This window comes from Acidimicrobiales bacterium, assembly GCA_035531755.1.
Classification (GTDB): Bacteria; Actinomycetota; Acidimicrobiia; order Acidimicrobiales; family UBA8190; genus DATKSK01.
Map to the genome: position 1 here is coordinate 26454 of DATKSK010000065.1, position 24848 is coordinate 51301.

At 74.2% G+C, this 24848-nt stretch carries 22 protein-coding genes; 7 read left to right on the forward strand and 15 right to left on the reverse strand.

Annotated elements, in window-relative coordinates; all coding sequences use genetic code 11:
- Positions 1 to 160: 160 nt before the first annotated feature.
- Positions 161 to 976 (reverse strand): endonuclease/exonuclease/phosphatase family protein, encoded by an 816-nt coding sequence (locus tag VMV22_12855; GenBank protein ID HUY23218.1) that lies wholly within the window; start codon positions 974 to 976, stop codon positions 161 to 163.
- A gap of 348 nt (positions 977 to 1324) precedes the next feature.
- On the opposite strand from VMV22_12855, the gene VMV22_12860 reads away from it, so the two are divergent.
- From VMV22_12860 to VMV22_12870, 3 genes are all read left to right on the forward strand, one after another.
- Complete coding sequence (locus tag VMV22_12860; GenBank protein HUY23219.1) at positions 1325 to 2761, forward strand: hypothetical protein; 1437 nt, start codon at positions 1325 to 1327, stop codon at positions 2759 to 2761.
- A gap of 138 nt (positions 2762 to 2899) precedes the next feature.
- Positions 2900 to 3925 (forward strand): histone deacetylase, encoded by a 1026-nt coding sequence (locus VMV22_12865; GenBank protein HUY23220.1) that lies wholly within the window; start codon positions 2900 to 2902, stop codon positions 3923 to 3925.
- A 2-nt stretch (positions 3926 to 3927) separates the two neighbouring features.
- Positions 3928 to 4383: a universal stress protein gene (locus VMV22_12870; protein ID HUY23221.1), complete on the forward strand. Its 456-nt coding sequence runs from the start codon at positions 3928 to 3930 to the stop codon at positions 4381 to 4383.
- 119 nt (positions 4384 to 4502) lie between these two features.
- Here VMV22_12870 and VMV22_12875 read toward each other — a convergent pair whose 3' ends face one another.
- Together VMV22_12875 and VMV22_12880 are read right to left on the reverse strand one after the other, a co-directional pair.
- On the reverse strand, positions 4503 to 5648 hold the full coding sequence (locus VMV22_12875) for an FAD/NAD(P)-binding oxidoreductase (protein ID HUY23222.1): 1146 nt from the start codon (positions 5646 to 5648) through the stop codon (positions 4503 to 4505).
- Between the two features lie 62 nt (positions 5649 to 5710).
- A complete protein-coding gene (locus VMV22_12880) occupies positions 5711 to 6427 on the reverse strand; it encodes a hypothetical protein (GenBank protein HUY23223.1) in 717 nt (238 codons plus the stop codon).
- Between the two features lie 171 nt (positions 6428 to 6598).
- Between VMV22_12880 and VMV22_12885 the strand changes: the two genes are divergently transcribed.
- Positions 6599 to 7567: an MBL fold metallo-hydrolase gene (locus tag VMV22_12885; GenBank protein HUY23224.1), complete on the forward strand. Its 969-nt coding sequence runs from the start codon at positions 6599 to 6601 to the stop codon at positions 7565 to 7567.
- A 36-nt stretch (positions 7568 to 7603) separates the two neighbouring features.
- Here VMV22_12885 and VMV22_12890 read toward each other — a convergent pair whose 3' ends face one another.
- Entirely contained in the window at positions 7604 to 8215 is a 612-nt protein-coding gene (locus VMV22_12890) for an isochorismatase family protein (protein ID HUY23225.1), read from the reverse strand.
- A 59-nt stretch (positions 8216 to 8274) separates the two neighbouring features.
- On the opposite strand from VMV22_12890, the gene VMV22_12895 reads away from it, so the two are divergent.
- Positions 8275 to 9825, forward strand: a complete 1551-nt coding sequence (locus tag VMV22_12895; protein HUY23226.1) for an alkaline phosphatase family protein — start codon at positions 8275 to 8277, stop codon at positions 9823 to 9825.
- Between the two features lie 76 nt (positions 9826 to 9901).
- Here the strand turns inward: VMV22_12895 and VMV22_12900 are convergent, their stop codons facing one another.
- The 4 genes from VMV22_12900 to VMV22_12915 are packed head-to-tail and all read right to left on the reverse strand — an operon-like array spanning position 9902 to position 13475.
- Positions 9902 to 11059 (reverse strand): ABC transporter permease, encoded by a 1158-nt coding sequence (locus VMV22_12900; GenBank protein HUY23227.1) that lies wholly within the window; start codon positions 11057 to 11059, stop codon positions 9902 to 9904.
- Positions 11060 to 11090: 31 nt separating this feature from the next.
- Positions 11091 to 12260 carry an ABC transporter permease gene (locus VMV22_12905; GenBank protein HUY23228.1) on the reverse strand — a complete coding sequence of 390 codons (1170 nt, stop codon included), beginning with the start codon at positions 12258 to 12260 and terminating at the stop codon, positions 11091 to 11093.
- Between the two features lie 10 nt (positions 12261 to 12270).
- Positions 12271 to 13218: an ABC transporter ATP-binding protein gene (locus VMV22_12910; GenBank protein ID HUY23229.1), complete on the reverse strand. Its 948-nt coding sequence runs from the start codon at positions 13216 to 13218 to the stop codon at positions 12271 to 12273.
- On the reverse strand, positions 13215 to 13475 hold the full coding sequence (locus tag VMV22_12915) for a dsRBD fold-containing protein (protein ID HUY23230.1): 261 nt from the start codon (positions 13473 to 13475) through the stop codon (positions 13215 to 13217). Before VMV22_12915 ends, VMV22_12910 begins: the two co-directional genes overlap by 4 nt.
- Positions 13476 to 13631: 156 nt before the next feature.
- On the opposite strand from VMV22_12915, the gene VMV22_12920 reads away from it, so the two are divergent.
- Positions 13632 to 14273 (forward strand): hypothetical protein, encoded by a 642-nt coding sequence (locus VMV22_12920; GenBank protein HUY23231.1) that lies wholly within the window; start codon positions 13632 to 13634, stop codon positions 14271 to 14273.
- Here VMV22_12920 and VMV22_12925 read toward each other — a convergent pair.
- From VMV22_12925 to VMV22_12935, 3 genes are all read right to left on the reverse strand, one after another.
- Positions 14263 to 15297: an alpha/beta hydrolase-fold protein gene (locus VMV22_12925; GenBank protein ID HUY23232.1), complete on the reverse strand. Its 1035-nt coding sequence runs from the start codon at positions 15295 to 15297 to the stop codon at positions 14263 to 14265. The genes VMV22_12920 and VMV22_12925 overlap by 11 nt on opposite strands.
- A 153-nt stretch (positions 15298 to 15450) precedes the next feature.
- On the reverse strand, positions 15451 to 15678 hold the full coding sequence (locus VMV22_12930; GenBank protein HUY23233.1) for a lipoyl domain-containing protein: 228 nt from the start codon (positions 15676 to 15678) through the stop codon (positions 15451 to 15453).
- Positions 15679 to 15688: 10 nt separating this feature from the next.
- Entirely contained in the window at positions 15689 to 17698 is a 2010-nt protein-coding gene (locus tag VMV22_12935; GenBank protein ID HUY23234.1) for a thiamine pyrophosphate-dependent enzyme, read from the reverse strand.
- Between the two features lie 92 nt (positions 17699 to 17790).
- Between VMV22_12935 and VMV22_12940 the strand changes: the two genes are divergently transcribed.
- Complete coding sequence (locus VMV22_12940) at positions 17791 to 18333, forward strand: hypothetical protein (protein HUY23235.1); 543 nt, start codon at positions 17791 to 17793, stop codon at positions 18331 to 18333.
- Between the two features lie 13 nt (positions 18334 to 18346).
- Here the strand turns inward: VMV22_12940 and VMV22_12945 are convergent, their stop codons facing one another.
- The 4 genes from VMV22_12945 to VMV22_12960 form a co-directional block, all read right to left on the reverse strand.
- On the reverse strand, positions 18347 to 20071 hold the full coding sequence (locus VMV22_12945; GenBank protein ID HUY23236.1) for an amidohydrolase family protein: 1725 nt from the start codon (positions 20069 to 20071) through the stop codon (positions 18347 to 18349).
- A 96-nt stretch (positions 20072 to 20167) separates the two neighbouring features.
- Positions 20168 to 21844: a class I adenylate-forming enzyme family protein gene (locus tag VMV22_12950; protein HUY23237.1), complete on the reverse strand. Its 1677-nt coding sequence runs from the start codon at positions 21842 to 21844 to the stop codon at positions 20168 to 20170.
- A 2-nt stretch (positions 21845 to 21846) separates the two neighbouring features.
- Positions 21847 to 23244 carry an aromatic ring-hydroxylating dioxygenase subunit alpha gene (locus tag VMV22_12955; protein HUY23238.1) on the reverse strand — a complete coding sequence of 466 codons (1398 nt, stop codon included), beginning with the start codon at positions 23242 to 23244 and terminating at the stop codon, positions 21847 to 21849.
- Complete coding sequence (locus VMV22_12960; GenBank protein ID HUY23239.1) at positions 23241 to 24827, reverse strand: FAD-dependent oxidoreductase; 1587 nt, start codon at positions 24825 to 24827, stop codon at positions 23241 to 23243. The genes VMV22_12955 and VMV22_12960 overlap by 4 nt, the downstream gene beginning before the upstream one ends.
- Between the last annotated feature and the right edge of the window lie 21 nt (positions 24828 to 24848).

The following is a 24848-nucleotide window of genomic DNA, read 5'->3' on the forward strand; positions in this document are numbered from 1 at the left end:
TCACAGCATGTGATGTGTCCGAAGCGAGGCAACAGGGTCGAAGGTCCCTGGTGATCCTTGGTTTTGCGCCACCTAGTTCCTGCCCGGGAACGCGTCGGCGCCACCGGTGTGCAGAAACCTACCCGCGATCGTCGTCACGCGCCCGCAATATGTTCGTGCATCAGATCACAAGCCGGGCGCGCACCGGGAAATGGTCGGAGCCGGGGATGGCGAGCACCTCACCACCCTCCGTACCAACGGCGTTCGTGACGAGGATGTGGTCACTCTGTGCGAGTGGCCATCTCGTCCACGCCGGCCACGTCCGGCCGCGCACGGCGCGCGACCAACCCGGGAGGAGGAGCGACAGAGGGGGTCCCCACATGTTCATGTCGCCGGCGAGCACGCACGGGTCCGACGACGCCAGCTCTCGCCGTAGGGCGGCGATGTGACGGGGGGATCCCTGGCTGAGATGGGCGAGATGCGTCCCGACGACACGGAGATCACGCGCCGCGCCGGGAACGGCGATCTCCGCCACGATCGCACCCCGGCGTGCGGGGTCACCGTCGAGCTGACCGAGACGGATCGTCGAAGTGCGGCGGACGCCCAGGCGTGACAGCACCGCGATCCGCCACTCACCGTGCTCGATCGCACGCGGCGGCGCGCCGCGGTGCGCCCGCCGTTCGCCAGGGCCGGGGTGGCGACGCTCGAGCCGCAGCCCGTACGCGTTGCGCGCCCACGGGCGAGGGCCCCATCGCGTCCCCACGTCCGCGCGGGGGGCCACGATCCGTCCCCGGGCGAGCGTGAGCTCGGTGACCGCGTAACCCAGCTCGGCCGCCACCCGCTCGGCCATCGTCGCCTGGCCGTCGGAGGCCCAGGACTCCTGGAGCACCAGGACGTCGGCGTCGATCCGGCGGCAGGTGCCCACCACGTCGAAGGGTCGGCCCCAGCCGTCGACGCCTCCGTGGACGTTGTAGCTGGCGACAACAACCGGCGGCATCGGGGGTGGAGGCTATCGACGCTTCCCGACCGACACGGCACCTCCCGGGCACGGGGCACGCAGGCAGCAGGGAGGCCCGGCGGCGACCACCACGGTGCGCGGGACGGCGGCGGCCCGGTAGGCACGCTGCGTGAGCTGCTCAACCAACCGGAGGAGGTGCCGATATCAATTGGGATGGCGTTGTGTCCCTGTCCCCCCGGCACCGGTGGGCCGCCCCTGGCGGTCGACGGGGCCGCGGCGTACCGATCGGGGACCTCGCCCTCGCACCCTGCCGCCCGCACCCGGCACGAGGCCCACGCCCGCGCCGACACGAACGGCTCGTAGGGACCGAGAAACGGGGGACTGGGCATGTCGGTACTGTGGGCGCAGCGACGCGAGGGGCCCCGAACCACCCGACGGCTGCGCGGCCTGGCGACGAGCGTGTTGGGGCGCCGGCGGCCCGCGCCGCTCCCGGCGTACCGCACGATCACGCCGTCGGCCAACGGCACCCATCATCGACCCAGCCCCGCACTCCGGTGGACCGACGCGCGCACCACGCCGGACGGGGACTTCGCGGGATCGGCGATCGCCAACGCCTCCCTGCGGGAGACCGACGTGCCGGACCGGGGCGACTGGGACGCGGTGTCGGAGTTCGCCCTGTCGTACGACGGCTACGCGTACTGGGACGACCTCCCCGAGCTCGCCAACCGCTTCGTGCAACGCTGGACGCGCGACCGCTCGCTCCCGACGACGCTCGACGAGCTGCGTGGGTGCCTCTTCTACGAGCAGCGCCGGTGGCACCACTTCGGCGAGGACCCCGCGGGGCGCTCCGCCGACTACATGCAGGCGATCGTCGACGCCGTTCGGGCGCTCGTCCTCCCCACCACCCGTGCGCCGGCCCCCATCCCCGACCCCCGTGCCGCCATCGCGCCCGAGGCCCACGTCCGGCTCGTCAGCACGACGGACGACACCCCACCGACGCTGCGCCCGGTCGGCGCCAACCAGCCGGCGCTCCGACCGGTGCCACAGGCGGACCCGGCACTGCGCCCGGTGCCACAGGCAGAGCCGGCGCTGCGCCCGGTGCCACAGGCAGAGCCGGCGCTGGGGCCTGCGACGGTGGCGGCCAGGCGCCTCACCCCCGTCGCGGCGGCGGAGACACACGTGAAGCTCGTGTCGTCGATCGAGGCGGGAACGCGCCGCGGCGAGCCCGCCCACGGCACGCGGGCCGCCATGCCGGCCGCCTGGGACCGGCCGCCGGTGGCTTCGGTCGACGACGGCCGGTCACGTCACCCGTCCGCATACAACTCGTCGGCACACGGGTCGCTCGGAGCCCTGCGGCCCATGCCCTCGGCCGAGCCCCTCCCCAAGCCCTCGGTCATCGTCCGGCGCACCCGGGCGGCGTCGCCCGGCGGGCCCGACGGGGGCACCGGGGCCGCGATCTCCGCCCTGCGGTCCTCGTCCCGACGGTGGCGTCCGCGCGACGCGACCCGACCCGTGGGCACCGTCGAGCAGCCCGTCGCACCCTCGCGCGACGTCACGACCTTCCGCGGTGACGACGCCGGGTACCGGGCGTGGTTGGACGCGCACCCCGCCGGGTTCGTCCTCAACGCGGCGCGGCCGGGATCGTCTCGTCCCCCGGTGCTGCACCGCGTGACGTGTGCCTCGCTGCGCACCACGGCAGGATCTCCTCGGTCCCTGACGGCGAAGGCGCCCAAGGTGTGTGCCACCACCACCGGCACGCTCGAGGCGTGGAGCGCGGCGCAGTGTGCCGGCCCGCCCGCAGCCTGCCGGCGCTGCCTGCCCTGAGGCGCGCCCCGAGAACCTCGGCCCCTGCGCCGGGGCCCTCGACCATCACCGACGACCACGGCACCGCTCACCTCGTGGACGAGCTCGAGACGTTGGCCCGGTGACGGCCCGGAACGCAACCGGTCGTAGTGTGGGCCCGTGCTCCTGGTCGCGGCGTCCCCCGAGCTCGACCGCCACGATGTCGGGCCCTCGCACCCCGAGCAGCCCGCACGGGTGCTGGCCGCGCTGCAGGGGATCGAGGAGGCGGGGTTGCGCGACGCCGTGGTCACCCTCGGGGTGCGCCGGGCCACCGACGACGAGCTGTCACTCGTCCATCCCCTGTCGTACCTCGAGGCGCTGCGCGCCTTCTGCGACGCGGGGGGCGGCGAGCTCGACCCCGACACCCTCGCCGGCCCGGGGTCCTGGGACACCGCCCTGGTGGCGGCGGGAGCGGTCCTGGCGGCGGTCGACGCACTGGACCGGGGAGACGGCGACGTCGCCTTCGTCGCCGCCCGGCCGCCGGGACACCACGCCCTTCGTGACGAGCCGATGGGCTTCTGCCTGTTGAACAACGTGGCCGTCGCGGCCGCCACCCTGGCGGCCCGAGGCGAGCGGGTCCTCGTCGTCGACTGGGACGTGCACCACGGCAACGGGACCCAGGCGATCTTCTGGGACGACCCACGCGTGCTGTACGTCTCGACGCACCAGTGGCCGCTCTACCCCGGCACCGGCCGGGTCGTCGAGACCGGCGGCCCGGGAGCACTCGGGCTCACGGTCAACATCCCGGTGCCGCCGCGGACCACGGGCGACGTCATGTTGCGGGCGCTCGACGACGTCGTGGCCCCGGTCGTGGAGCGCTTCGCGCCGACGTGGGTGCTCGTCTCGGCGGGCTTCGACGCGCACCGCGCCGACCCCATGGCGGGCCTGCACCTGACCGCGGGCGACTTCGCCGACATCGCCCGACGGGTCAAGCGGTTCGCGCCCCGGCCGGGGCGCCTCGCCCTCGTCCTCGAAGGCGGCTACGACCTCGATGCGCTGCGCGCCTCGGTGGGCGCCACTCTGGCAGCGGTCATGGAGGCGGACTTCCGCCCCGAAGCGGCGTCCAGCGGCGGGCCGGGCGGCGACGCCGTGGACACGGCCCGGCGCGTTCATGCACCGGGCCCGGACGGCGAGGAGCCTACGTGAGCGTGCCCCGGCGAATCCTCGTGGGCGTCGACGGCTCGGCGTGCGCCCAGCGTGCGCTGCAGTGGACCGTGGCGTTGGCCGAGGCGCTCGGGGCGGACGTCGTGGCGGTCCATGCCCTCGGCCTACTCACCCACCTGCCGGGCCCCGCCGTCCCCTCGGCGGGACACCACGACGACGTGCAGCGCGCCTTCGAACAGTGGTGCGAGCCGCTGCGATCGTCGCCGGTTGCACACCGGTGCCTGCTGGTGGAGGGCAACCCCGTCATCGCGCTCCTCACCGCCGGCGACGAGCACGACGCCGATCTCCTCGTGGTGGGGAGCAGGGGCACGGGTGGATTCCCCGGCCTGCAGCTCGGGAGCTCGAGCCTCCAGCTCGTCCAGCACTCGTCGCGGCCCGTCGTGGTCGTCCCGGCGCGACCCGGCGACCTGCCCGCGGACGGCGACCGCCGCCCGGACTGACAGGGCCGCGCCGTGGGGCAAGTACTCCGGGCAATTCAGCGACCCCCGACGGCCACCTCCGGAAGGTGGCGTGCACCCGTGACGGTGCTCTGCCTCCCCCGCCGCGCCGACTCGACCGACTACCAGACGGGGGCCCAGGTGCGGTCGAACCAGCGGCGGATGCGGCTCGCGCCGAAGTCGCCCTTGTCGGCGGCGAGGGCAGCCGACGGTCCTTCCAGGTCCCCGACGGGGGCCTGCCCGCTCATGAAGGTGACGTCGACCTTGGCCACGAGGTCGTGCCCGAACTCCAGGTAGCACACCCCGTGGCCGTCGTACGTCGCCGGCTCGGTGCCGTCGCGCAGCCGGGCACCGATCTGCTCGGCCACCACCGAGGCCTGCCCCTCGGCGAAGACGCCCGCCTTCGGGGTCCCCACACTCGTCACGTCCCCGACGGCGTACACGCCCGGGAAGGCCGTTTCGAGGGTGCGCGGGTCCACCGGGACCCACCCGCCGACCGCCAGGCCGGACTCCGCCACCACCGGCGGCACGCGGTGCACGGGGACGCCGAGGAAGAGGTCGTAGGGCATCTCCTCCCCGTCGCTGAGCAGCACGCGCCTGCGGTCAGGGTCGAGCCCGCGCACCAGCCGCTCCGGGTACCAGGAGATGCCCCGCTCGGCGAAGGTGACGAGGAGCGCCTCGGAGGCTCCCGGGGAGGGCGGGATGGGAACGCCGAAGGGCATGACGAGCGAGATCTCGGAGCCCTCCCGGATGCCGCGTCCGGTGAGGTAGTCGTGCATCAGCAGCGCCGCCTCGCTCGGCGCCGGCGGGCACTTGAACGGCGTCGACGTCACGGCCACGACCACGGCGCCGCCGTCGAAGCGCGCCAGCACGTCGCGCAGCGCGAACGCGCCCGCCACGGTGTAGAACTCATGGCCTCCCTCGACGAGGCCAGGCGTGGCCGAGGGATCGAGGTCCGCACCGAGTGCGACGACCATGATGTCGCCCTCGAAAGCGCCGGCGTCGGTCTCGACGCGCCGCGCCGACGGGTCGATCGAGCGGATGGTCGTCTGCACGAACCGCAGCCCCGGCTTGGCGAGGTCGCTGTAGGGGTGCACGACGGCCGAGGGCAGCGCCCGACCGAACATCACGTCGAGCTTGGAGAATCCGAAGACGAACCCGTCGCCTTTGTCGATCAGGACGACGTCGAGCTCGTCACCGAATTCCTCGGACAGCCTCGTCGACAGCTCGAGCCCGCCGAAACCGGCGCCCAGCACCAGGATGCGCATTCGGGCGACTCTATGTGACCCGTCCATCGGCCGCCCACCGGTGCCGGTCGCCGGGCGCCTCTTCAGCGCGCCGGCACGAGCGCTGCCCGGGCCTTGGGGATCGCCGTGGTCCAGTCGGTGGCCACCAGGTCCTGGGCCACGCGCAGCGGCACGGACGGACGGCCGGCAACCGCCGCGCACACCATGTCGTGCAGGTCGCGTTCGACGCGGTCCTTGCTGTTGGCGACGCCGCGCCCGGGTCGGTCGTCGGGCTCCGGCCACAGGTTGCGGGTGTCGCTCGACCCGCCGAGCTCGAGCGGGACGAGGTGGTCGAGCTCGTACGCGCCGAGCGCCCCGGTTGCGTCGTAGGCGCGCATGACGGTCGCTTTGAATGGCTCCGTGAGCGACTCCGGAGGCCGGACCGAGCGCGTGTAGCCGCCCGGGCGGCACAGGGTCGTGACCAGGTCGGCCTGGGTCACGGTGGCGTCGACGGCGCCGGGCGTGCAGGCAGGGTCGGGGAGGACGCCCCCGTCGGACGCCGACCGGTCGCGGCACGACCCGGGACCGGGCACCGGGCCCTGCAGCCCCGAGGCCGCCACCCATCCGTGGCCGGGGGACACGACCGGTCCGCTCGACCCGGTGGGAACCGGGCCGGGCCGGGGCGGGCCGAGGGCGGTCGTCGAGCTCTGCGCCGGGGCCGACGACGACGCCGGGGGCGGACTCCCGCCGCACGACACCGTCGCGGTGCCGGCGCCCGCCGCCGCCAGGATCACGACCAACCCTCTCCCGCGGTGTCGCACGAAGGGCACGGTAGCGACCCGGTGTCACGCGCCGGGTAACGCCGCCCGGACCAGCCGCGACCGGCCCCGTGGTCCTGTCCGAGACTTCCGCACGGGCCCATCGGACGATCCTCGCCCGCACTGATGGCGACAACCGGTGAAGGGCGCACCCGGGGGTGCTATGACGGCGCCATGACCTCGAGGCGCCATGACCGCCCCCGGGCCGACGGCCTTCCCCCGCCCCGGACCCACCAGCTGGCCGAGCGTGTGTACGCGTTCATCCAGCCCGACGGCGGGTGGTGGATCAACAACACCGGGTTCGTCGTCGGCCGGGAGTCCGTGCTGTACATCGACACGTGTGCCACCGAGCGGCGCACCCGTGCCTTCGTCGAGGCTGTCGACACCGTCGCCGCCTCCCTCGCCACCCCCGGGCGGCCCCGCACCCGCATGATCGTCAACACGCACCACCATGGCGACCACACCAACGGCAACTGCCTGCTCCCCGAGGCCACCGTCATCGGCCACGACGGCTGCCGCCAGGCCGTGCAGGCCTTCGGGATCCTGCGCCCCGACGGGATCTGGGAGCCGGTCGACTGGGGCGACCTCGAGCCCGCTCCCCCGTTCGTGACCTTCGAACACCGCCTGACCGTGCACGTCGACGACCTGCGGGTGGAGCTCCAGCACTTCGGCACCGCCGCGCACACCACGAACGACGTGGTGGCCTGGGTGCCGGACCATCGGATCCTGTTCACCGGCGATCTCGTGTTCAACGGGGGGACGCCCTTCGTCCTCATGGGATCGGTGGCCGGGTCCCTGGTCGCGCTGGACTGTGTGACGGAGCTCGACGCCGACGTGCTCGTCCCTGGCCACGGCGAGCCTTGCGGCGTCGGGGCCGTCGACGTGGCGGGCGAGTACCTGCGCTTCCTGCAGGCCACGGCGGCCGACGCCGTGCACGCCGGGATGACGCCCCTGGAGGCCGCCCACCGCGCCGACCTCGGCCCCTTCGCCGGCCTGCAGCACCCCGAGCGCCTCGTCGGCAACCTGCACCGCGCCATGGCCGAGTGCACCGGCGCCCGCCCCGGCGATCCCGTCGACGTCGTGGCGGCCCTCGCCGACATGGTCGCCTTCAACGGCGGGGAGCCACTCTCATGCTCGGCCTGAGGTCGGCCGGCGCCGGGCGTGCGGTCGGCGCGGGCGCTACCCGACCCTGACCATCCGGACGCCGGCGGCGCCCATCTCCGCCAACGCGGCCTGCGTGGTGGTGGCGTCGACCCCGGCGCAGAGGTCGACCAGGACGGTGGTGGGGAACCCGGCCGCCACCGCGTCGAGAGCGGTGGCACGCACGCAGTAGTCGGTGGCGATCCCCGCGATCACCACCGCGGTGACGGCCCTGGCGTGCAGCCAGTTCACGAGGAGCGTCTCGCCGTCGCCGTTGAGCGTGCCGTCGAACCCCGAATAGGCCGCCGTCGTCCGTCCCTTCAGGAACTCCGCCTCGGCGTGACGGGAAAGTGCGCCGTCGATGAACGGGTGATAGTCGGCACCCGGCGTCCCCACCACGCAGTGGTCCGGCCACGAGTTGGTGTAGTCCGGGGGCGAGCGCAGTGCCGAGGCGAAGTGGGCGCCGGGGTCGACGTGCCAGTCGCGGGTGGTGACCACCGCTTCGTAGTCGGCGGCGTGGGCGTCGAGATGTGCGGCGATGGCCCGCGCCACTGCGGCGCCGCCGGTCACCGCCAGCGAGCCGCCCTCACAGAAGTCGTTCTGGACGTCGACCACGAGGAGTGCGACCCGGGAGGATGCGTCCGACGGCATGGCGATCACCAGTCTTGCGGTCAACGGCACCGCCCGCCGGTCTCTGCCAGAATGCCGCCGTGGCACGGGAGCGCTACACGCGCCGGGAGGTGCTGGGGGGCGGGCTCGGGGGTGCGGCGGCCGCCCTGCTGGCGGCGTGCGGCCGGTCGACCGCCCAGCGCGCCGCGTCGATCGGCGCGGCAGGGTCCGACCTCGGCGCCGTCGAGCACGTCGTCTACCTCATGCTCGAGAACCGGTCGTTCGACCATTACTTCGGCACCTACCCGGGGGTGCGGGGATTCGACGACCATCGCGCCGGCGACCCCGGCGTGTTCGCCCAGTCCTGGCCGGCCGATGCCGGTGGCGGGGCCGCCCACGCCGACACGTTGCTGCCGTTCCACCTCGACACCACCAGCGCCGACGCCGAGTGCACCTTCGACCTGTCGCACGACTGGGACGCCCAGCACATGTGCTGGAACGGCGGTGCCATGGACCGTTGGGTCTCCACCCACACGATGCCGGCGTTCGAGGGCCCCGGGAGCGGCGTGCTCACCATGGGCTACTACACCCGCCAGGACCTCGACTTCTACTACGCGCTGGCCGACGCCTTCACCCTGTGCGACGGCTACCACTGCTCGGTGATGGGCCCCACGCACCCGAACCGCCTCCACGCCGTGTCGGGGACGCTCGGGCCCGACGGGCACGAGGGCGGCCCCGTCCTGTTCACCAACAGCGCCGACAGCGCGCAGTTCAGCGTGTCGTGGCCCACCATCCCCGAGCGGCTCCAGGCGGCGGGCGTCTCGTGGAAGACCTACAACGGCAAGGGGGCCGCCTACCGCCCGGACAGCGGTGTCGAGATGGCGGTGTCGGACAACATCCTCCTGTACTTCTCCCAGTACAAGGACCCCTCGTCCGAGCTCTTCCGCCGGGCCTTCAACCCCCTCTACCCCGACGACTTCCGGCGCGACGTCGCCGGCGACACGCTCCCCCAGGTGTCCTGGATCATGCCGACCGTGGGACTCGACGAGCACCCCCCGTCCCCGCCGGCGGTGGGGATGGCCTTCACCCACGGGGTGCTGCGCACGCTCGTCTCCAACCCCACGGTGTGGTCCAAGACGGTGCTGTTCGTCATGTACGACGAGAACGACGGGTTCTTCGACCACGTGGCGCCGCCGACGCCCCCGCCCGGGACCCCGGGCGAGTACCTCACCGTCGACCCGCTGCCCTCCCAGGCCCACGGGATCGCCGGGCCCGTGGGCCTCGGGTTCCGCGTCCCCATGCTGGTGCTGTCGCCCTTCAGCCGCGGTGGCTACGTGTGCTCCGACACCTTCGACCACACCTCGCAGATGCGCTTCCTCGAGACCCGCTTCGGCGTCCACGCCCCCAACATCTCGGCCTGGCGCCGCTCGGTGACCGGGGACCTCACCTCCACGCTCCACGTGTCGACACCCGACCGGTCGGTGCCGACGCTGCCCGCCACGCCCGGAAGAGACGATCCCCGGGTCTCGAGGGAGTGCCTGCTCCAACAGCTCAGCGAGCTCGACGTCAACGACCCGGCGCCGTACCCGGTGCCGAGCATCCAGCAGATGCCCATCCAGGAGTCCGGCAACCCCAAGCGCCTCCCCCGGTAGAACCGGCGGGCGCAGCGCCGCCGCGGCCGATCCGGCGCCGCCCCGGTGGCCGCGGTCACAGCAGCACGGCCACGGGTCAGACGAGCACGCGGCGCAGCCGAACGGTGGCGAGCGCCAGCAGGCCGGCGGCGAACAGCGCCAGCACGCCCAACTGGGGGGCGATCGTGACCACGGTGCCGCCCCGTGCCAGCAGGGTGGTCCAGGCGTCGACCGCCCAGGCGTGCGGCGTGATGTGGCCCACCGTGCGCATGGCGCTGCTCACGATGGCGAGCGGCCACATGCATCCCCCGAGCATCCCCAGAGCGATGCCGGACGCCGGGCCGATGGCGGTGGCCTGCTCGGGGGTGCGGAACAGCGTGCCCGCCACCATGCCCGCGCCCGCCCCCACCAGCGCCCACACGAGGACGAGGGCGGCCGCGCCCAGCGGGTTGCCCCACGACACCCCGAAGGCCACAGCCCCGACGATGACGATGAGCAGGGCCTGGACGAGGGCGATCGTCACGTAGGTGAGCGCCTCCCCGACGATGATGGTGCGGGCGCGGATGGGCGCGGTGGCCATCCGCTCGTACATCCCCAGCCGGCGCGTCTCGATGATGGCCGCCCCGCCCGCCAGGGCGGTGATGAACACGAACAGCACGAGCTCGGTGGGGGCGCTGTAGCTGAAGCCCTCGGGGAGCACGCTGCGGCTCGACTGCGCCTGCACGGCGTGCACGACGACGCGTGCCACCCCGGGCTCCACGCGTGCGGCCCGGGAGAGGTTCCGGGCCACGCTCCCGGAGCCGATCTCGGAGGCGAAGCGGGCGGCCTGGAGCAGGCTGCCCTGGTGGGTCACGACCGACGACACCGCCGTCACGGCGGCCTGCTGGGTGCTGTTGGCCTGCTCGGCGAGCACCGGGACCTCCACGATCCCACCGCCGCGCGTGACGGCGTCCATCGCCTTGGGCAGGAGCACCCCCACGCTCACCTCGGAACGCGCCACCGCCTTGGTGAGCGCAGGGACCGAGGTGTAGCGCGTCACGGCGAGGTCCCCGGCGCGGTCGAGCGCGGCGGTGAGCTGCTGCCCGGCCTGTCCGGCACCGAGGTCGACGACACCCACCCGGAAGGTGGCGAATCCCCGGACGCTGGCACCCACGATGACGATGACGATGACGGGGAGCACGAGGATGAAGAACAGCGCGGTGCGGTCCCGCACGATCCTGCGGACCGACGCCCGGGTGATGGCGAGCACCGTCATGACGGCCCGGGCCGCGCCGCCGGAGAGGAGGTCATGCCGTCACCGCCCGCGGCGCCAACACGACGGCCGCGGTCCCGACCACGGCGCTGAACACCAGGATGGCGGCCACCGGCATGGCCACGGTACCGAGCCCGCCCCCGATCGTCGCCAGGTCGGTGAAGCCCCGCATGGCCCATCCGTTGGGCGTGAGCAACGCCAGGTGCCGCATGATGGGCGGGGCCGCCGAGATGAAGATGAAGTTCCCGCCGAGCAGGGCGAGCCCGAAGACCACGATCGACGAGATCCCCTCGGCCTGGCGCGGCGTGCGCGAGATCCCGATCACGAGCGCCGTCACGCACACCACGGCGATCACGAGGGCGAGGCCCAGGATCCCGGCCGCCAGGGGGCTCCCCCAGTCGGCGCCGAACGCCGCCGACGTGATCACGGCGATCGTGCCCAGGCTGAGGATCCCGTAGACGAACACCGACAGCGCCTTGCCGGCCAGGATCTCGATCGGCCGGACCGGCGCGGCCCGCATGCGCTCGATCATGCCCTGGGTGCGGTCGACGAAGAAGCTGCGCGAGGTGAAGCTCACAGTGAACAGCAGGAAGAAGATGGCCATCCCGGGGCTGTAGTAGCTGACGGTCTTGAGCTGGTGCGCGCCCACAGGGCGCTGCACCGCCTGCTCGGGGATCCGCAGCCGGCCGGCGAGGGCCGCCAGATGGGCGACCTCCGTCGGCGGTGCGCCGGCGGCGAGCGCGGTGGCCACCGACAACCGGTCCGCGTTGAGTTGGGCCACGAGCGACGAGGCGATGGACGCGGTGATGCTTCCGGACACGGTGTCGTCGACACTCGTGACGGCGGTGAGCGGGAGCGGGTGGGCCCCCGACACGGACGCCGACAGGCCGGCGGGGATCACCAGGGCGGCCGCCACCTTCCTGTGGCGCACGGCGGCGGCCGCAGCGGCGCGCGAGTCGATCGGCGTGACCGTGATGATCTGGCGGAGACCCGGATCGTGCAACGCGCGGATGAGGCCGTTCGCCACCGGGCCGTGGTCGGCGTCGACCAGGCCCAACGTGAAGTGGAAGCTCTCGGTGCCCTTGAAGGCCAGGCTCATGATCGCCGCGATGCCGAGTGGCGCCACCAGCCCGATCACGATGGCCGACCGGTCCCGTACCCGCTGGCGCAGGTCCTTGCGGGCGATGACGAGGGCGGTGCGCATCAGGGCGCCCTCACTCGCGCAGGGCGGTGCCGGTGAGATGGAGGAAGACCGCCTCGAGGTCGGGCTCCACCACGTCCACGCTGTTGACCGTGCTGCCGGCGTGCTCGGCCGCCTCGAGCACGGCGGGGAGGACCCGGCGGCCCTCGGTCGCCAGGAGGTGCACGGCGTGGTCGGCGGTGGCAGCCTCGTCGACTCCGGGCACGGCGCGGCACGCCGCCGCCAGGCGCTCCAGGTCCCCGGTGGCGCCGAGCTCGATGCGGTCCCGCTCGCCGAGCTGGGCGACGAGCTCGCGTCGCGTCCCCTCGGCGGCCAGGCGCCCGCGGTCGATGATGCCGACCCGGTCGCAGACGCGTTCGGCCTCCTCCATGTAGTGCGTGGTGTAGAGCACGGCCATGCCCGTGCGGCCGAAGGCCTGCACCCGCTCCAGGATGGCGTGGCGGCTCTGGGGGTCGACGCCGACGGTGGGCTCGTCGAGGACGAGCAGCTTGGGATGGTGCAGCAGGCCGGCCGCGATGTTGAGCCGGCGCTTCATCCCGCCCGAGAAGGAGTCGACCCGGTCTCCGGCTCGATCGGTGAGGTCGGTGAGCTCGAGCGCCTCGCCCACGCGCTCGCCGAGGAGCGCGCCGCGCAGCTTGTAGAGGCGGCCCAGGAAGGCAAGGTTCTCGTGGGCTGTGAGGTCCGGGTAGAGCGCGACGTCCTGGGGCACGTAGCCGATGAGGCTCTTCACCGAGAGGTCGTCCGCCGCCGGGCGCCCGTCGACGGTGATGGTCCCCCGGTCGGGCCGGAGCAGGCCGCACACCATCTTGATGGTGGTCGTCTTGCCGGCGCCGTTGGGGCCGAGGAGCCCGTAGATCTCGCCCGCTTCGATGGCGAAGCTGACGTCGTCGACGGCCAGCCGGTCGCCGAAGCTCCGCGTGAGGCCGGCGCAGTGCAGCAGGGGCGCGACCGCCGCGCTCACGTCTCCGGACGAGCGGGGCCGACCTCGCGATCGCTGATGAGCTGAGCGGCGCCCTCCACCAACGCGTGCGCCAGCTCGGACAGGGCGCGTGCGGCGGCGAGCTCCTCCCCCACCATGGGCACGTCGGGGTCTGCGGGATTGCGCCGGGCCCGCCCCCACCCGGTGAAGGTCGCGCCTCGCAGGAGGAGGGACGCCCGGGCCTCGGTGTGGTCGCCGTCCTCGGTGAAGGTGATCTCGATCTCGGACGTCTCGATCATCCCCGGCCTCCTGTCGTCGGGCCCAGGCTACGCCCGAACGCGGCCCGTCCCGGTTGGCCGATTGTTGAGGCGGCATAGAGGGTCCGGTGAGCAAGGCCTGCGAGGGTGGACCGTCGGGCGGCGCCGGGGGGCGGCGGCCGGTCAACAGGGGGGCGCATGTCCATCGTCGACGACACCCACACCGTGGGGCACAACGGACGTGACGAACGGCTGTGGCGGACGGCCGCCCCGTCGCCGCTCACCGTCGTGCCCACGGGCGCGCCGGCGGGGCCCCGGGCCCGGCGGGCGACGGAGCCGCAGGTGTTCGACCCCGCGGCGCGTGGCGAGGACCTGTGGAAGTCCCGGATCGACCTGGTCCTGTCGGCGGGCCTGTCGGGGGACGCCGCCCGCAGCGCCCGCCACAACGCCCTGCGGGCGCAGGCGGAGGCCTCCTTCGACGCCTTCCGCACCCAGTGCCACGGTGAGCTGCGCCCCGTGCTGGAGTCGAGCGCGGCGATGCTCCGGGAATGGGGCCTCGAGGCCCGTGTGACCGAGACCCTGCGCGACCAGCCCGCCCGGGTGCCGCGGAGCTTCGACCTCGCCCTGTGGCTCGACCGGTTCGGCGGCCGCGGGCCCGGCCGGCTGACGATCACGGCCACCGAGGCGTGCGAGTTCGTCCGGGTCAAGCTGAAGGTGGGTCCCACCACGACCGGCGGCGAGGTCAGCGAGCACGTCGGCACGACCATCGCCCGGGACCTGTCCGACGCCCTGGTGGGCGGCCTGGTGGCGACGCTCGTGGAGCAGATCTTCAGCGAGTGACGGGCGACAGGCGCTCGGCCAGGAAGGCGAGCGACTTCGGGTAGCGCCAGCTGACGCCGCCGTGGGTGGCGTCGAACAACTCGAAGCGCACGTCGGTCACCCCCACGCCCGCCAAGGCGTCCCGCACGGCCACGGCGCCCAGGTCCAGGTACCACTCGTCACGCGTGCCGGCGTCGATCCACACCGCCCGCAGGGCGCGCAGCGCGTCGGCGTGCCGGGGCACCATCCGCACCGGGTCCCACGCCAGCCAGCGATCCCAGACCTGCGGGCGCAGCATCCCGGTGGCGGGGTCGAACGGGAGCACGGGTGTGCCGTCCTCTTCGGCGGAGAAGCACGCCGACACGCCGAGCAGCATCAGCAGCGTGTGGTCCTCCGACCTCGTGAACGGGGGACGCGCCCTGAAGTCGTCCCACCAGCGGCCGATGTCGCCGTCCCAGGCCCGCAGGGCGCGCACCGCCTTCGGGAACTCGGGGATGTAGCAGCACTCGTACAGCGCGTCCCCGGAGTGAGAGGCGAGCCCGCCGAAGAGGTCGGGACGCAGCATCGGTGTGATCATCGCCCCGAACCCCCCGCTCGACTTGCCCTGGATGCCGCGATGGGCGGCGGCGTCGAGCGTGCGATAGCGGGCGTCGACGAAGGGGACCACGTCCTCGCAGAGGTAGGTGTGGTAGTTGCCCGTCCCCGGTGAGTCGACGAATTGGGACCCGCCGTAGGCGGTCCAGGCGTCGACCCACACCACGATGCACGGCGGCGCCTGGCCGGAGGCGAACAGCGCGTCGGCCTCCTCCGGGAACGGCCGGCGGAACGGGTCGCGATTGGCCCACATGGCCACGTGGCCGGTGTAACCCTGGATGACGTAGACCGACGGCAGGCGGGCGTCGCCGTCGTCGTACCCCGGGGGGACGTACACCCACAGGGGCCGCTCCACGGCGTCGCCGAGCGGGTTGCCGCGCAGCGCCGTCGAGGTCACGACGTGCTCGTCCATGCGGCCCGCCAGCTGACCGCGCCATGGCAGCGACACCACGCCTCCTCCGAGAGCACCGGGCCGACGCGGCACGGGGCCGGCCCAGGATGGCATGCCGTCGCCGACAGTGTCCGGCGTCGAGTCGGACAGTCGCGACGTCGGGCGGCGGGCGCCCCGGTCGGGCTGTCGCGACCTGGGCCACCCCGCCCGGGATCAGGGCCCGATCTCGGCCACTGGGTCCCCGACCTGGTACGTCTCGCCCTCCCGCGCCGTCAGTCGCACCCGCCCCGCCACCGGCGCGTCGACCTCGTTGGTGACCTTGTCCGTCTCCATCTCGTAGAGGGCCTGGCCCTTGGCGACGACGGCCCCGTCGTCGACCAGCCAGCGCGCCAGGACCGCCTCGGTCATCTCCATGCCGATCTTGGGCAGGCGCAGCAGCACGGCCGGGCGCTCAGCGCGAGAAGGCGATGACCCACTCGATCGCTTCGAGCAGGCGGTCGGGCCCGGGCAGGGCGAGGCGTTCGAGCCCCTTGGCGTAGGGGAGCGGGGCGGGCAGGGCCCCGACGCGCAGGACGGGCGCCGCCAGCCGGTCGAACAGCACCTCGGAGATCCCCGCGGCGAGCTCCGCCCCGAAACCGCCGGTGACGACGGCCTCGTGCAGGACGACGGCCCGGCGCGTGCGCCTGACCGAGTCCACGACGGCGGCCTCGTCGAGGGGGACGAGCGACCGCAGGTCGAGGACCTCGACCTCGACGCCGCGGGGGGCGAGGGCCTCGGCGACCGCCACCGCCTCGTGCACCTGGCGACCGTAGGTGACGACGGTCACGTCCGAGCCGGGCCGCTTGACGTCGGCCACGCCGAGCGGGACCGGCGTGCCGTCGACCGGCCCCTTGCGGGCGAGGAGGGGCACCTGCTCGATGAAGACACAGGGGTCCTCGTCGGCGATGCACGACGCCAGCAGGGCCCGGGCGTCCGACGGCGTGCTGGGCACGACGACCTTCAGCCCCGGGACGTGGGCGAGCCAGGCCTCGAGCATCTGCGAGTGCTGGGCCCCCACCTGCAGCCCGCCACCCACCGCGGTGCGCAGCACCATGGGGACGGGCGTGAGGCCACCGGACATGTAGCGGAGCTTGGCGGCGTGGTTGGCCAGCTGGTCGAGGCACAGCCCGAGGAAGTCCATGAACATCACCTCGGCCACGGGCCGCAGCCCGCCGAGGGCGGCGCCCACAGCCGCTCCCACGATGGCCTGCTCGGAGATGGGGGTGTCGCGCACCCGGTCCCTGCCGTGCTTGGCCGCCAGCCCCTTGGTCACCCCGAACACGCCCGTGTCGGAGATGTCCTCGCCGAGCAGCACCACGCGGTCATCCGCCGACAGGGCCTCGTCGAGCGCCAGCGTGATGGCGGACCGCACGCTCATGTCGCCTGCCGGTGCCGACGCCGGCACCGTCAGCGGCAGCGACCGCGAGACGACGTCGGTGAGCACCTCGTCGGCGCCGGGCTCGGGGAGGCCGAGGACCTCCGACAGGGTGCCGGTGGCCCGCGCCGCGCACCGGGCCTCCACCTCGGCCGCGGACTCCTCGGTGAGCAGCCCCTGCTCGATGAGTCGGCGCCGGAACCGGGCCACGGGCTCGTGCTCCCACGCGGCGGCGAGCTCGGCAGGGTCGACGTAGGCCATGCGATCGCCGAAGACGTGGCCGAAGAGCCGGTAGGTGACGGCCTCCACGAGGGTGGGGCCCTCCCCCGCCCGGGCCTGGGCGGCGGCCTCGGCGACGGCCTCGTACACGGCCACGGGGTCGTTGCCGTCGACGGTCACCCCGGGCATGCCGTAGGCCGCGGCGCGCTGCGCCACGTGCGCGGTGCGCTGATGGTCGGCGAAGGCGGTGTGCTCGCCGTAGCCGTTGTTCTGGCACAGGAACACGACCGGCAGCCGCCACACGGCGGCCAGGTTGGCCGCCTCGTGGAAGGCGCCGATGTTGGTGGCCCCGTCGCCGAACGAGGCGACCGTCACGCGCGGCCCGGCACCGCGGGCGGCACCGGAGCCCGCCGCCGGAGCCCCGGCGTGGTCACGCTGCGCCGCCCAGGCCAGGCCCGCGGCGATGGGTAGGCCCGAGCCGACCACGCCCGTCGTCAGCATGAGCCCGGCGTCGGGCCACACGACGTGCATGGGCCCGCCCTTCCCCTTGCCCGTGCCCTCGGCCCGCCCCACCATCTCGGCCAGCAGCGGGCGCAGCGGCACGCCCTTGGCGATCTGGTCGTGCATCCCCCGGTAGGTGGTCACGAGGTAGTCATCGGGACGCAGGGCGGCACCGAACCCCGCCGCCACGGCCTCCTGGCCGCGCGGCGAGTAGTAGGAGAGGGTCGCCTCGCCCGCCGAGATGGCGCTGCGCAGGGCGTCGTCGCAGGCCGCGATCAGCGTCATGGTGCCGAACATCTGCCGCAGGGTGTCGCCACCGGGTGTCATCGCCCCCACCGTATGCCGCCTGGCGCTCGGCCCGGGAGCCTCGGGACCTTGGACCCTGTTCGCGCCCGGGCCCCTGTGACGACAGTGTGGACATGGACAGCTTCTCGAACCACACCCCGTCGGCGGCGGCGCCCCCCCGGGACGACCCGTTCGACTCGGCGACCCGGGGCCTGCGAGAGGCCGGGGCCAGTGCCGACGAGCGGGACCTGGTCGAGTGGATCACGCGCCACGGCCGCGAGGAGGGCGTGCTCCTGGAGCGCTACGAGCGCCTGGCGCACGAGTCGACCTCGGCGGCGACCCGCTACCTCGTGCGTCTCATCATCGAGGACGAGCGCCGGCACCACCAGACCCTCGCCGAGATCGCCGAGGCGATCGCCTGGGGGACGCTCACGAGCCCCGTGCCCGCCCTGCCGCGCTCGGGGATCGGCGACGTCGACAACGACGCCGAGCTCGTCGCCCAGACCAAGGCGCTTCTCGCCTCGGAGAAGCGTGACCGAACGGAGCTCCGGCGCCTGCGGCGGCGGCTGCGCTCCTACACGGGCACGCTGTGGCCGCTGCTCGTCGACCTCATGCTGCTCGACACCGAGAAGCACACCCGCATCCTGGAATACGTCACCGGCCGCACGTCGCCCTGACACCGGCGGGCTCTCACCGTGCCCCGCGCAGCAGCACGCCCGGGCGCGCCCCGCAGTCCTCGCCGCCCTCGAACGTGGTCGTCCCCGACTTGACGGTGGCGAGGTAGCCCACAGCCCCCTGCACCAGTCGCCGCCCCCCGGCGGGCAGGTCGGCCACGACCCTCGGCGAGGTGAGCTGCAGTCGCTCGTAGTCGATCACGTTGATGTCGGCGAGCTTGCCGGGCTCGAGGGTGCCGCGGTCGGTGAGCCCGTAGAGCGCGGCGGTGTCGTGGGTCTGCTTCTTCACGACCCACTCGAGCGGCAGCCGCTCGCCGCGCGTCCGGTCGCGGGCCCAGTGCGTCAGCATGAACGTGGGCTGCGAGGAGTCGCAGATCGACCCGCAGTGGGCACCGCCGTCGGCGAGCCCGGCGGCGGCCCTCGGGTGCAGGAGCATCTCGCGCACGGGGTCGAGGCTCAGCGACGCGTAGTTGAGGATCGGCACGTACAGCAGGCCGTGCCCGTCGTCCGCGAGCATGACGTCGTAGGCCACGTCCAGGGGGTCGCGGCCCGCCGCCGCTGCCACCGCCGCCAGCGAGTCCTCGGGGCCCGGCTCGTAGTTCGGCGGCGTGCCGAGGACGAACGTCATGGCGAACCCGTCCGCCAGGGCCCGGGCCGTGGCCTCGTCGGGCCGGAACGACAGGATGTCCCGGCGCACCGACGGGTCGCGCAGGGCCGCCGCCAGATCGGCGTCCGCCAGCCGGCGCGCCTTGAGCGCCTGGTACGCGGGGACGACGTCGAGGACGCAGTAGGTGGTGTGGTGGCCCGACAGCAGGCCGGTGGCCCGGGCGGCGACCTGCGGCCACAGCTGCGCACCCTCGTCGGCGGCGGCCAGCGACGCGTCCATCAGCTCGCGCCACAGGTCGGGGGCCGGGGGGACCTGGAGGAGGGCGAACGTCACGGGCCGGCCGATGGCGGCGGACAGGCGGCGCATCCAGTCGACCTCCTTGGCCGGCGCGGCGAGGTCCTCGCCGGCCACGCCGACGGGCGCGAGCTCGAAGATCCCGGTGCCGAGCTCGCCCAGCGCGGCACCGATCCCGAAGAGCTCCTCCTCGGCGGCGAAGGTCCCCGGCACCGGCTCGCCGTCGATGGCGCGGTGGGCGATGGTGCGGGACGTGGAGAAACCCAGCGCGCCGACGGCGAGGGCCTCGGCCACGATGGCGCGCATGGCGGCGATGTCCGCGGCGTCGGCGGGCTCGTTGCGGGCGCCGCGCTCGCCCATCACATAGGCGCGCACCGCGCCGTGGGCCACCTGCGTGCCCACGTCGACGGTCCAGCGGCGGCGCTCCAGCGCGTCGAGGTACTCGGGGAACGTTTCCCACTCCCACTCGATCCCCTCGGCGAGCGCCGTGCCCGGGATGTCCTCGACACCCTCCATGAGGCCGATCAGCCAGTCGTGACGGTCAGGGCGGGCGGGAGCGAACCCCACGCCGCAATTGCCGGTCACGAGCGTGGTGACGCCATGCCACGCGCTCGGGGCCAGGACCTCGTCCCACGTGGCCTGCCCGTCGTAGTGGGTGTGGACGTCCACCCACCCGGGGGTGACCAGCATGCCCTCGGCGTCGATCACGCGGCGGGCGGCGGCGCCGGCCAGCGCACCCACGATGGAGATGCGGCCGTCGTCGACAGCCACGTCGGCGGTGAGCGGCGGTGACCCGGTGCCGTCCACGACGGTGCCGGCACGGACGATCAGGTCGTGCACGCTGTCCCTCCTTGCCGGCCCGTGGCCCCCTCGCCGGTGGTGCGGGACTCATGGTGACACCGGGGGCGCACCCCCACAAGGAGGGCCGCGAGCGGATCAGCCGGGGAGGTCGGCCGGGTCGTCGGCGAGCTGCATGCGCAGGACGTGCTTCTGCACCTTGCCGCTCGCCGTGAGCGGCAAGGTGTCGACGAAGCGCCACCGGCGCGGCACCTTGAAAGCCGCCAGCCGCTCGCGGAGGTACCCCTCGAGCCCGACCCCGGACGGGGAGCGCCCCGCCACGGGCAGGACGACCGCCACGGCCGCCTCCCCCCAGCGGTCGTCGGGCACGCCCACCACGGCGACCCGGGCCACGTCGGGGTGCTCGGCGAGGGCGTTCTCGATCTCGACGGGGAAGATGTTCTCGCCTCCCGAGACGATCATCTCCTTCAGGCGCCCCGCCATGCGCAGGAACCCGCGGTCGTCCATGGTCACGAGGTCGCCCGTGCGCAGCCACCCGCCGGCCCGGAAGCTCGCCGCCGTCGCCTCGGGCAGCTCGTGGTAGCCGGCCATCACGTTGGGCCCGCGCACCTCGAGCTCACCGACCGCGCCGCAGGGCACCACGGCACCGGAGGCCGGGTCCACCACCCGGGCGCTCACGCCCGGCAGCGGCACGCCCAGGGAGGCGGCCTTGTCCTCGGGCGCGTCGTCGAGGTGGGTCTGCGAGATGAATCCGCTCGCCTCGGTCTGGCCGAACACGATGGCGAACTGCACGCCGAGGGCCTTCTCCACGTGGCGCACGAGCTCCGTGGGGACGACGGCCCCTCCCCCGCTCACGGCCCGCAGCGAGGACAGGTCCCGGCGGGTGAAGTCGGGGTGCTCGACGAGCGCGAGCAGCATGGTCGGCACCCCGCAGGTCAGGGTGGCCCGCTCGCGCTCCACCAGCTCGAGGACCAGTCCGGGGTCGAACGACGGCACGAGCACGGTGGTGGCCGACGACTGGCACAGCTGAAAGGCGACCACCTGCCCGCCCACGTGGAACAGCGGCATGGTGTGCACGTAGACGTCGCCCGGCCGCATGCCGAACCGCAGGGCACCGAGGCGCGCCGCGTTCGTCATGCCCCGGTGGGTCAGCAGCGCCCCTTTGGGGACGCCGGTGGTCCCCGACGTGTACACGAGCTGGGCCACGTCGTCGGGGCCCATGACCCGCGAGGGCGCGGCGTCCCACGATGGGGGCCCTGCCTCCGGTGAGCCTGCCTCCGGTGAGCCTGCCTCCGGTGAGCCTGCGACGGGGGGACAGAAGGCCTCCCACGCACCGAGGTCGACGACCTCCCGCAGGGCGGGGATCGTGGCGCGCACCGACGCCAGGGTGGCGGCGAGGTCGAGGCCCCGGTGCTCGGCCACGAGGAACAGGCCCGACGCCCCCGACTGACGCAGCACGTGGCCCACCTCCTCGGCGCGCAGCTGGGGGTTGACGGGGACGAGCACCAAGCCCGCCAACGCCGCCGCGTAGGTGAGGACGAGCGACTCGGGGATGCTCGGGGCCCACACCGCCACCCGCTCGCCCGGCGCGAACCGCTCGACCAGGGCGTGCGCGGCGCGGGTGGCGTCGGCGAGGAGCTGCGCGTACGTCCACCGGCGCCGCTCGTCGAGCTCGGGGACACCCTCCACGAGTGCGACGGTGTCGGGACTGCGACGCGCCGCGTCGCGCAGGATCCCGCCCACCGTCGTGCCCAGGGGGCCATCGGCATCGTCCGCCTCCCAGCAGGAGGTGAGCAGGGGTGCGGGCCGGGGCACGGTCACTCCCCCAGGTACGAGCCGAGTGTGTCGTGGAAGTGGCGGATGCGGCTCTCCTGGTAGCTCGCCAGGGTGACGGCGGGGCCGTCGGACGCCTCGAGGCCGCGCTGGACCCGCGCCAGCGTGGCCGTGTCCTGGTCGAGGATGCGGCCGAGGTACCCGAGCTCGGGGGCGTCGGCCCAGCGCTCGCCGTCGGCCAGGTGGCGCGTCGGGGAAGGTGCGGGCCGCGGGCCGCCCACCGGCACGGGCTCGAGCAGCATGACGTCCATCACGGCGCGGCGGTGGTCGTCGCCGTCGGGCCGGAACCGGTAGGCGAGGGGGGTGGTGTACCCGGCCCACGGCACGAAGTTGGGGAAGACGAAGTACTCGATGGCGTCGAGGGCCTCGCAGTCGGTGACGGTGGAATAGTCGCCCCCCGTGCGCTCGGCCAGTCGCCGCCGGGTGCGATCGGCCAGCACCTGCCGGGCCGTGGACCCGTCGGGGACCACCGCGTCGGGGTCGTCCTTGGTGAGGAACATGGCGTCGACGATGTCCTGCTCGGCCACGGGGTGCCCCACGTGCTCGCTGGCGATACCGACGGGCGTGATCATGCGGTTGACGTGGCGGACACCGTCGTACACGTCGTACTGGGTCTGCGCGTCGCCACTGGTGGTGAGCAGCTGCGGATGGACGGCCACGGTGTGGTAGCTCTCGATGAACGCCTCGAGGGCCACCTTCCAATTGCACGGCACCGCGCCCACCACGTGCGCGGCGAGGTACCGGTCACCGAGGTCCCACGGGGCGAAGTGCTCGGGGAGGATCTCGAGGTAGTCCTCGAGGGGCTCCGCCTCGGGGTCGACCGTCACGAAGACGAAGCCCCCCCACGTCCCCACCCGGGCCTCGGGCAGGCCGAAGCTCGCCGCGTCGACGTGGGGGAAGTCCCAGGGGCACGGCATGCCGGCGAAGGAGCCGTCGAGATCCCAGGTGAAGCCGTGGAACGGGCAGCGCAACTCGCCGATGTGGCCGGGCTGCGTGCGCAGCTGCGTCCCCCGGTGCAGGCACGAGTTGTGGAAGGCGCGGAGCTCGCCGGGTGCGCTGCGCACGACGACGAGCGACACTCCGGGCGCGGCGTAGACGACGCAGTCGCCGACCTCGGGGACCTGCTCCTCGCGGCACGCCATCTGCCACACCCGCCGCCACACCCGGTCGACCTCGAGGTCGTGCACGGCGCGGCTCGTGTAGCGCGCCCGGGCCACACCCGACGGCCGTCCACCGGCGGCGTCCTCCAGGGCGCTGCCCACGGCGCGCAGGGCAGGGGGCACGGGGCGGGTCTCCTGGTCGAGCAGCGCCTGCACGATGCGGGCGCCGTGCGGCACGTCGCGCCGGGCGTCGGCGGCCGGGCCCCGGCGGGTGTCGGTCACCGGTCGCCCGCCGCGGCCTCGCCGGCGCGGAACCCGAAGACGAGCGCCGGGCCCAGGGTGGCCCCACCCGCGGCGGTGGCGGTGCCGAACGGGCTGGCGGCGGCGTTGCCCGCGGCGTAGAGGCCGGCGATCGGCCGGCCCGACGCCGACAGCACGCGCCCGCGGTCGTCGGTGCGCGGCCCCCCCTTGGTGCCCATGCATCCGAGGTGCACGTCCAGCGCGTAGAAGGGGGCCTCGGTGATCGGTGCCAACGTCGGGTGCGCAGCGCCCGGGTCCCCGATCCACCGGTCGTAGGGATACGAGCCCCGGCCGAAGTCGGGGTCCTCGCCGATCGCCGCGCCGGCGTTGAAGCGGGCCACCGTCGCCGCCAGCGCGTCGCCCGGCAACCCGGTGGCGCGTGCCAGCCCGGCGAGGTCGTCTCCCCGCACCAGCCATCCGGGGTCGGGCCCGCCGGGGTCGAGCGGCCCGACGGGGTACCGGTGGCGGTAGGCGGCGTCGAAGACGAGCCACCAGGGCGCCGTCCCCCGCGCCGGCGCCGGCGCCGGCGCGTCGGTACCCGGGCCGGCACCCCGCATCGCCCGGCCCACGTCGCCGTAGTTCTGGGCCTCGTCCACGAACCGCCGGCCGGTGGCGTCGACCATGATCGCCCCCGGTTGGGCGCGCTCCCCGTGCAGTGGCCGGTAGTGGGCGGTGCCCCCGACCGCCTCGCCCGGCACCGCCATCGCCGGCATCCACCAGCTCTCCGCCGTGTTGCCGAGCACGGCACCGGCCGCCCGCGCCATGCGCACGGCGTCGCCGGCGCAGCCCGGCGGCCCCATGGGGGCGACGGCCGCGCCCGGCAGCAGCTCGGCCACCAAGCCGGCGTCGTGCTGGAAGCCACCGGCGGCGAGCACGACCCGTCCCGTGTGGTGTTGCCCGTCGACGACCACGCCCGTCACCGCGCCGTCGTCGACCATCAGGGCGCCGGCACGCGCCCGCGTCCTCACCTCGGCGCCGGCGTCGAGGACCGCGGCGAGCAGGCCACCCACGAGGGCGCGGCCGCGCACATGGCCACGCAGCACCACCCCGTCGTTGGCCGGCACGGCCCGCGATCGCGCCGACGGGGTCGCCTCCGCCGGGCTCGGCTGGTCGAGGGCGGGCTGGATGCGGGCCTCGACCGCCGCCGGGAGCCGGAGGGCCCGCGGCCACAGCGACCGCCCACCCGCGCTGGCGCCGGTGAGCTCGCCGCGGTAGTCGGGCCAGTGGGCGAGCACCTCCCACTGCAGGGGTGTGCGCCGCTCCAGCTCGGCGGCCACCCTGCCGGCGTCGGAGACGAAGGCGCGCATGAGCCCGACGTCCACGTCGCCGCCCGCCGCCGCGCACAGGTACGCCAGCGCTCGGCCCGCATCGTCGTCGCCGCACACCCCCGGCGCGCGCCCGTGGCCCGGCAGCCACGCCACGCCGCCCGACATGGCGGTCGTCCCCCCCACGGCGCCCGCGCCTTCGAGCACGAGCACGTCGGCGCCCGCACCCGCGGCGGCCAGGGCGGCCGTGAGCCCGGCCGCTCCGGACCCCACCACGACCACAGACGCCGCGCCCCGCACCGGCTTAGGGTAGGCCCGCGC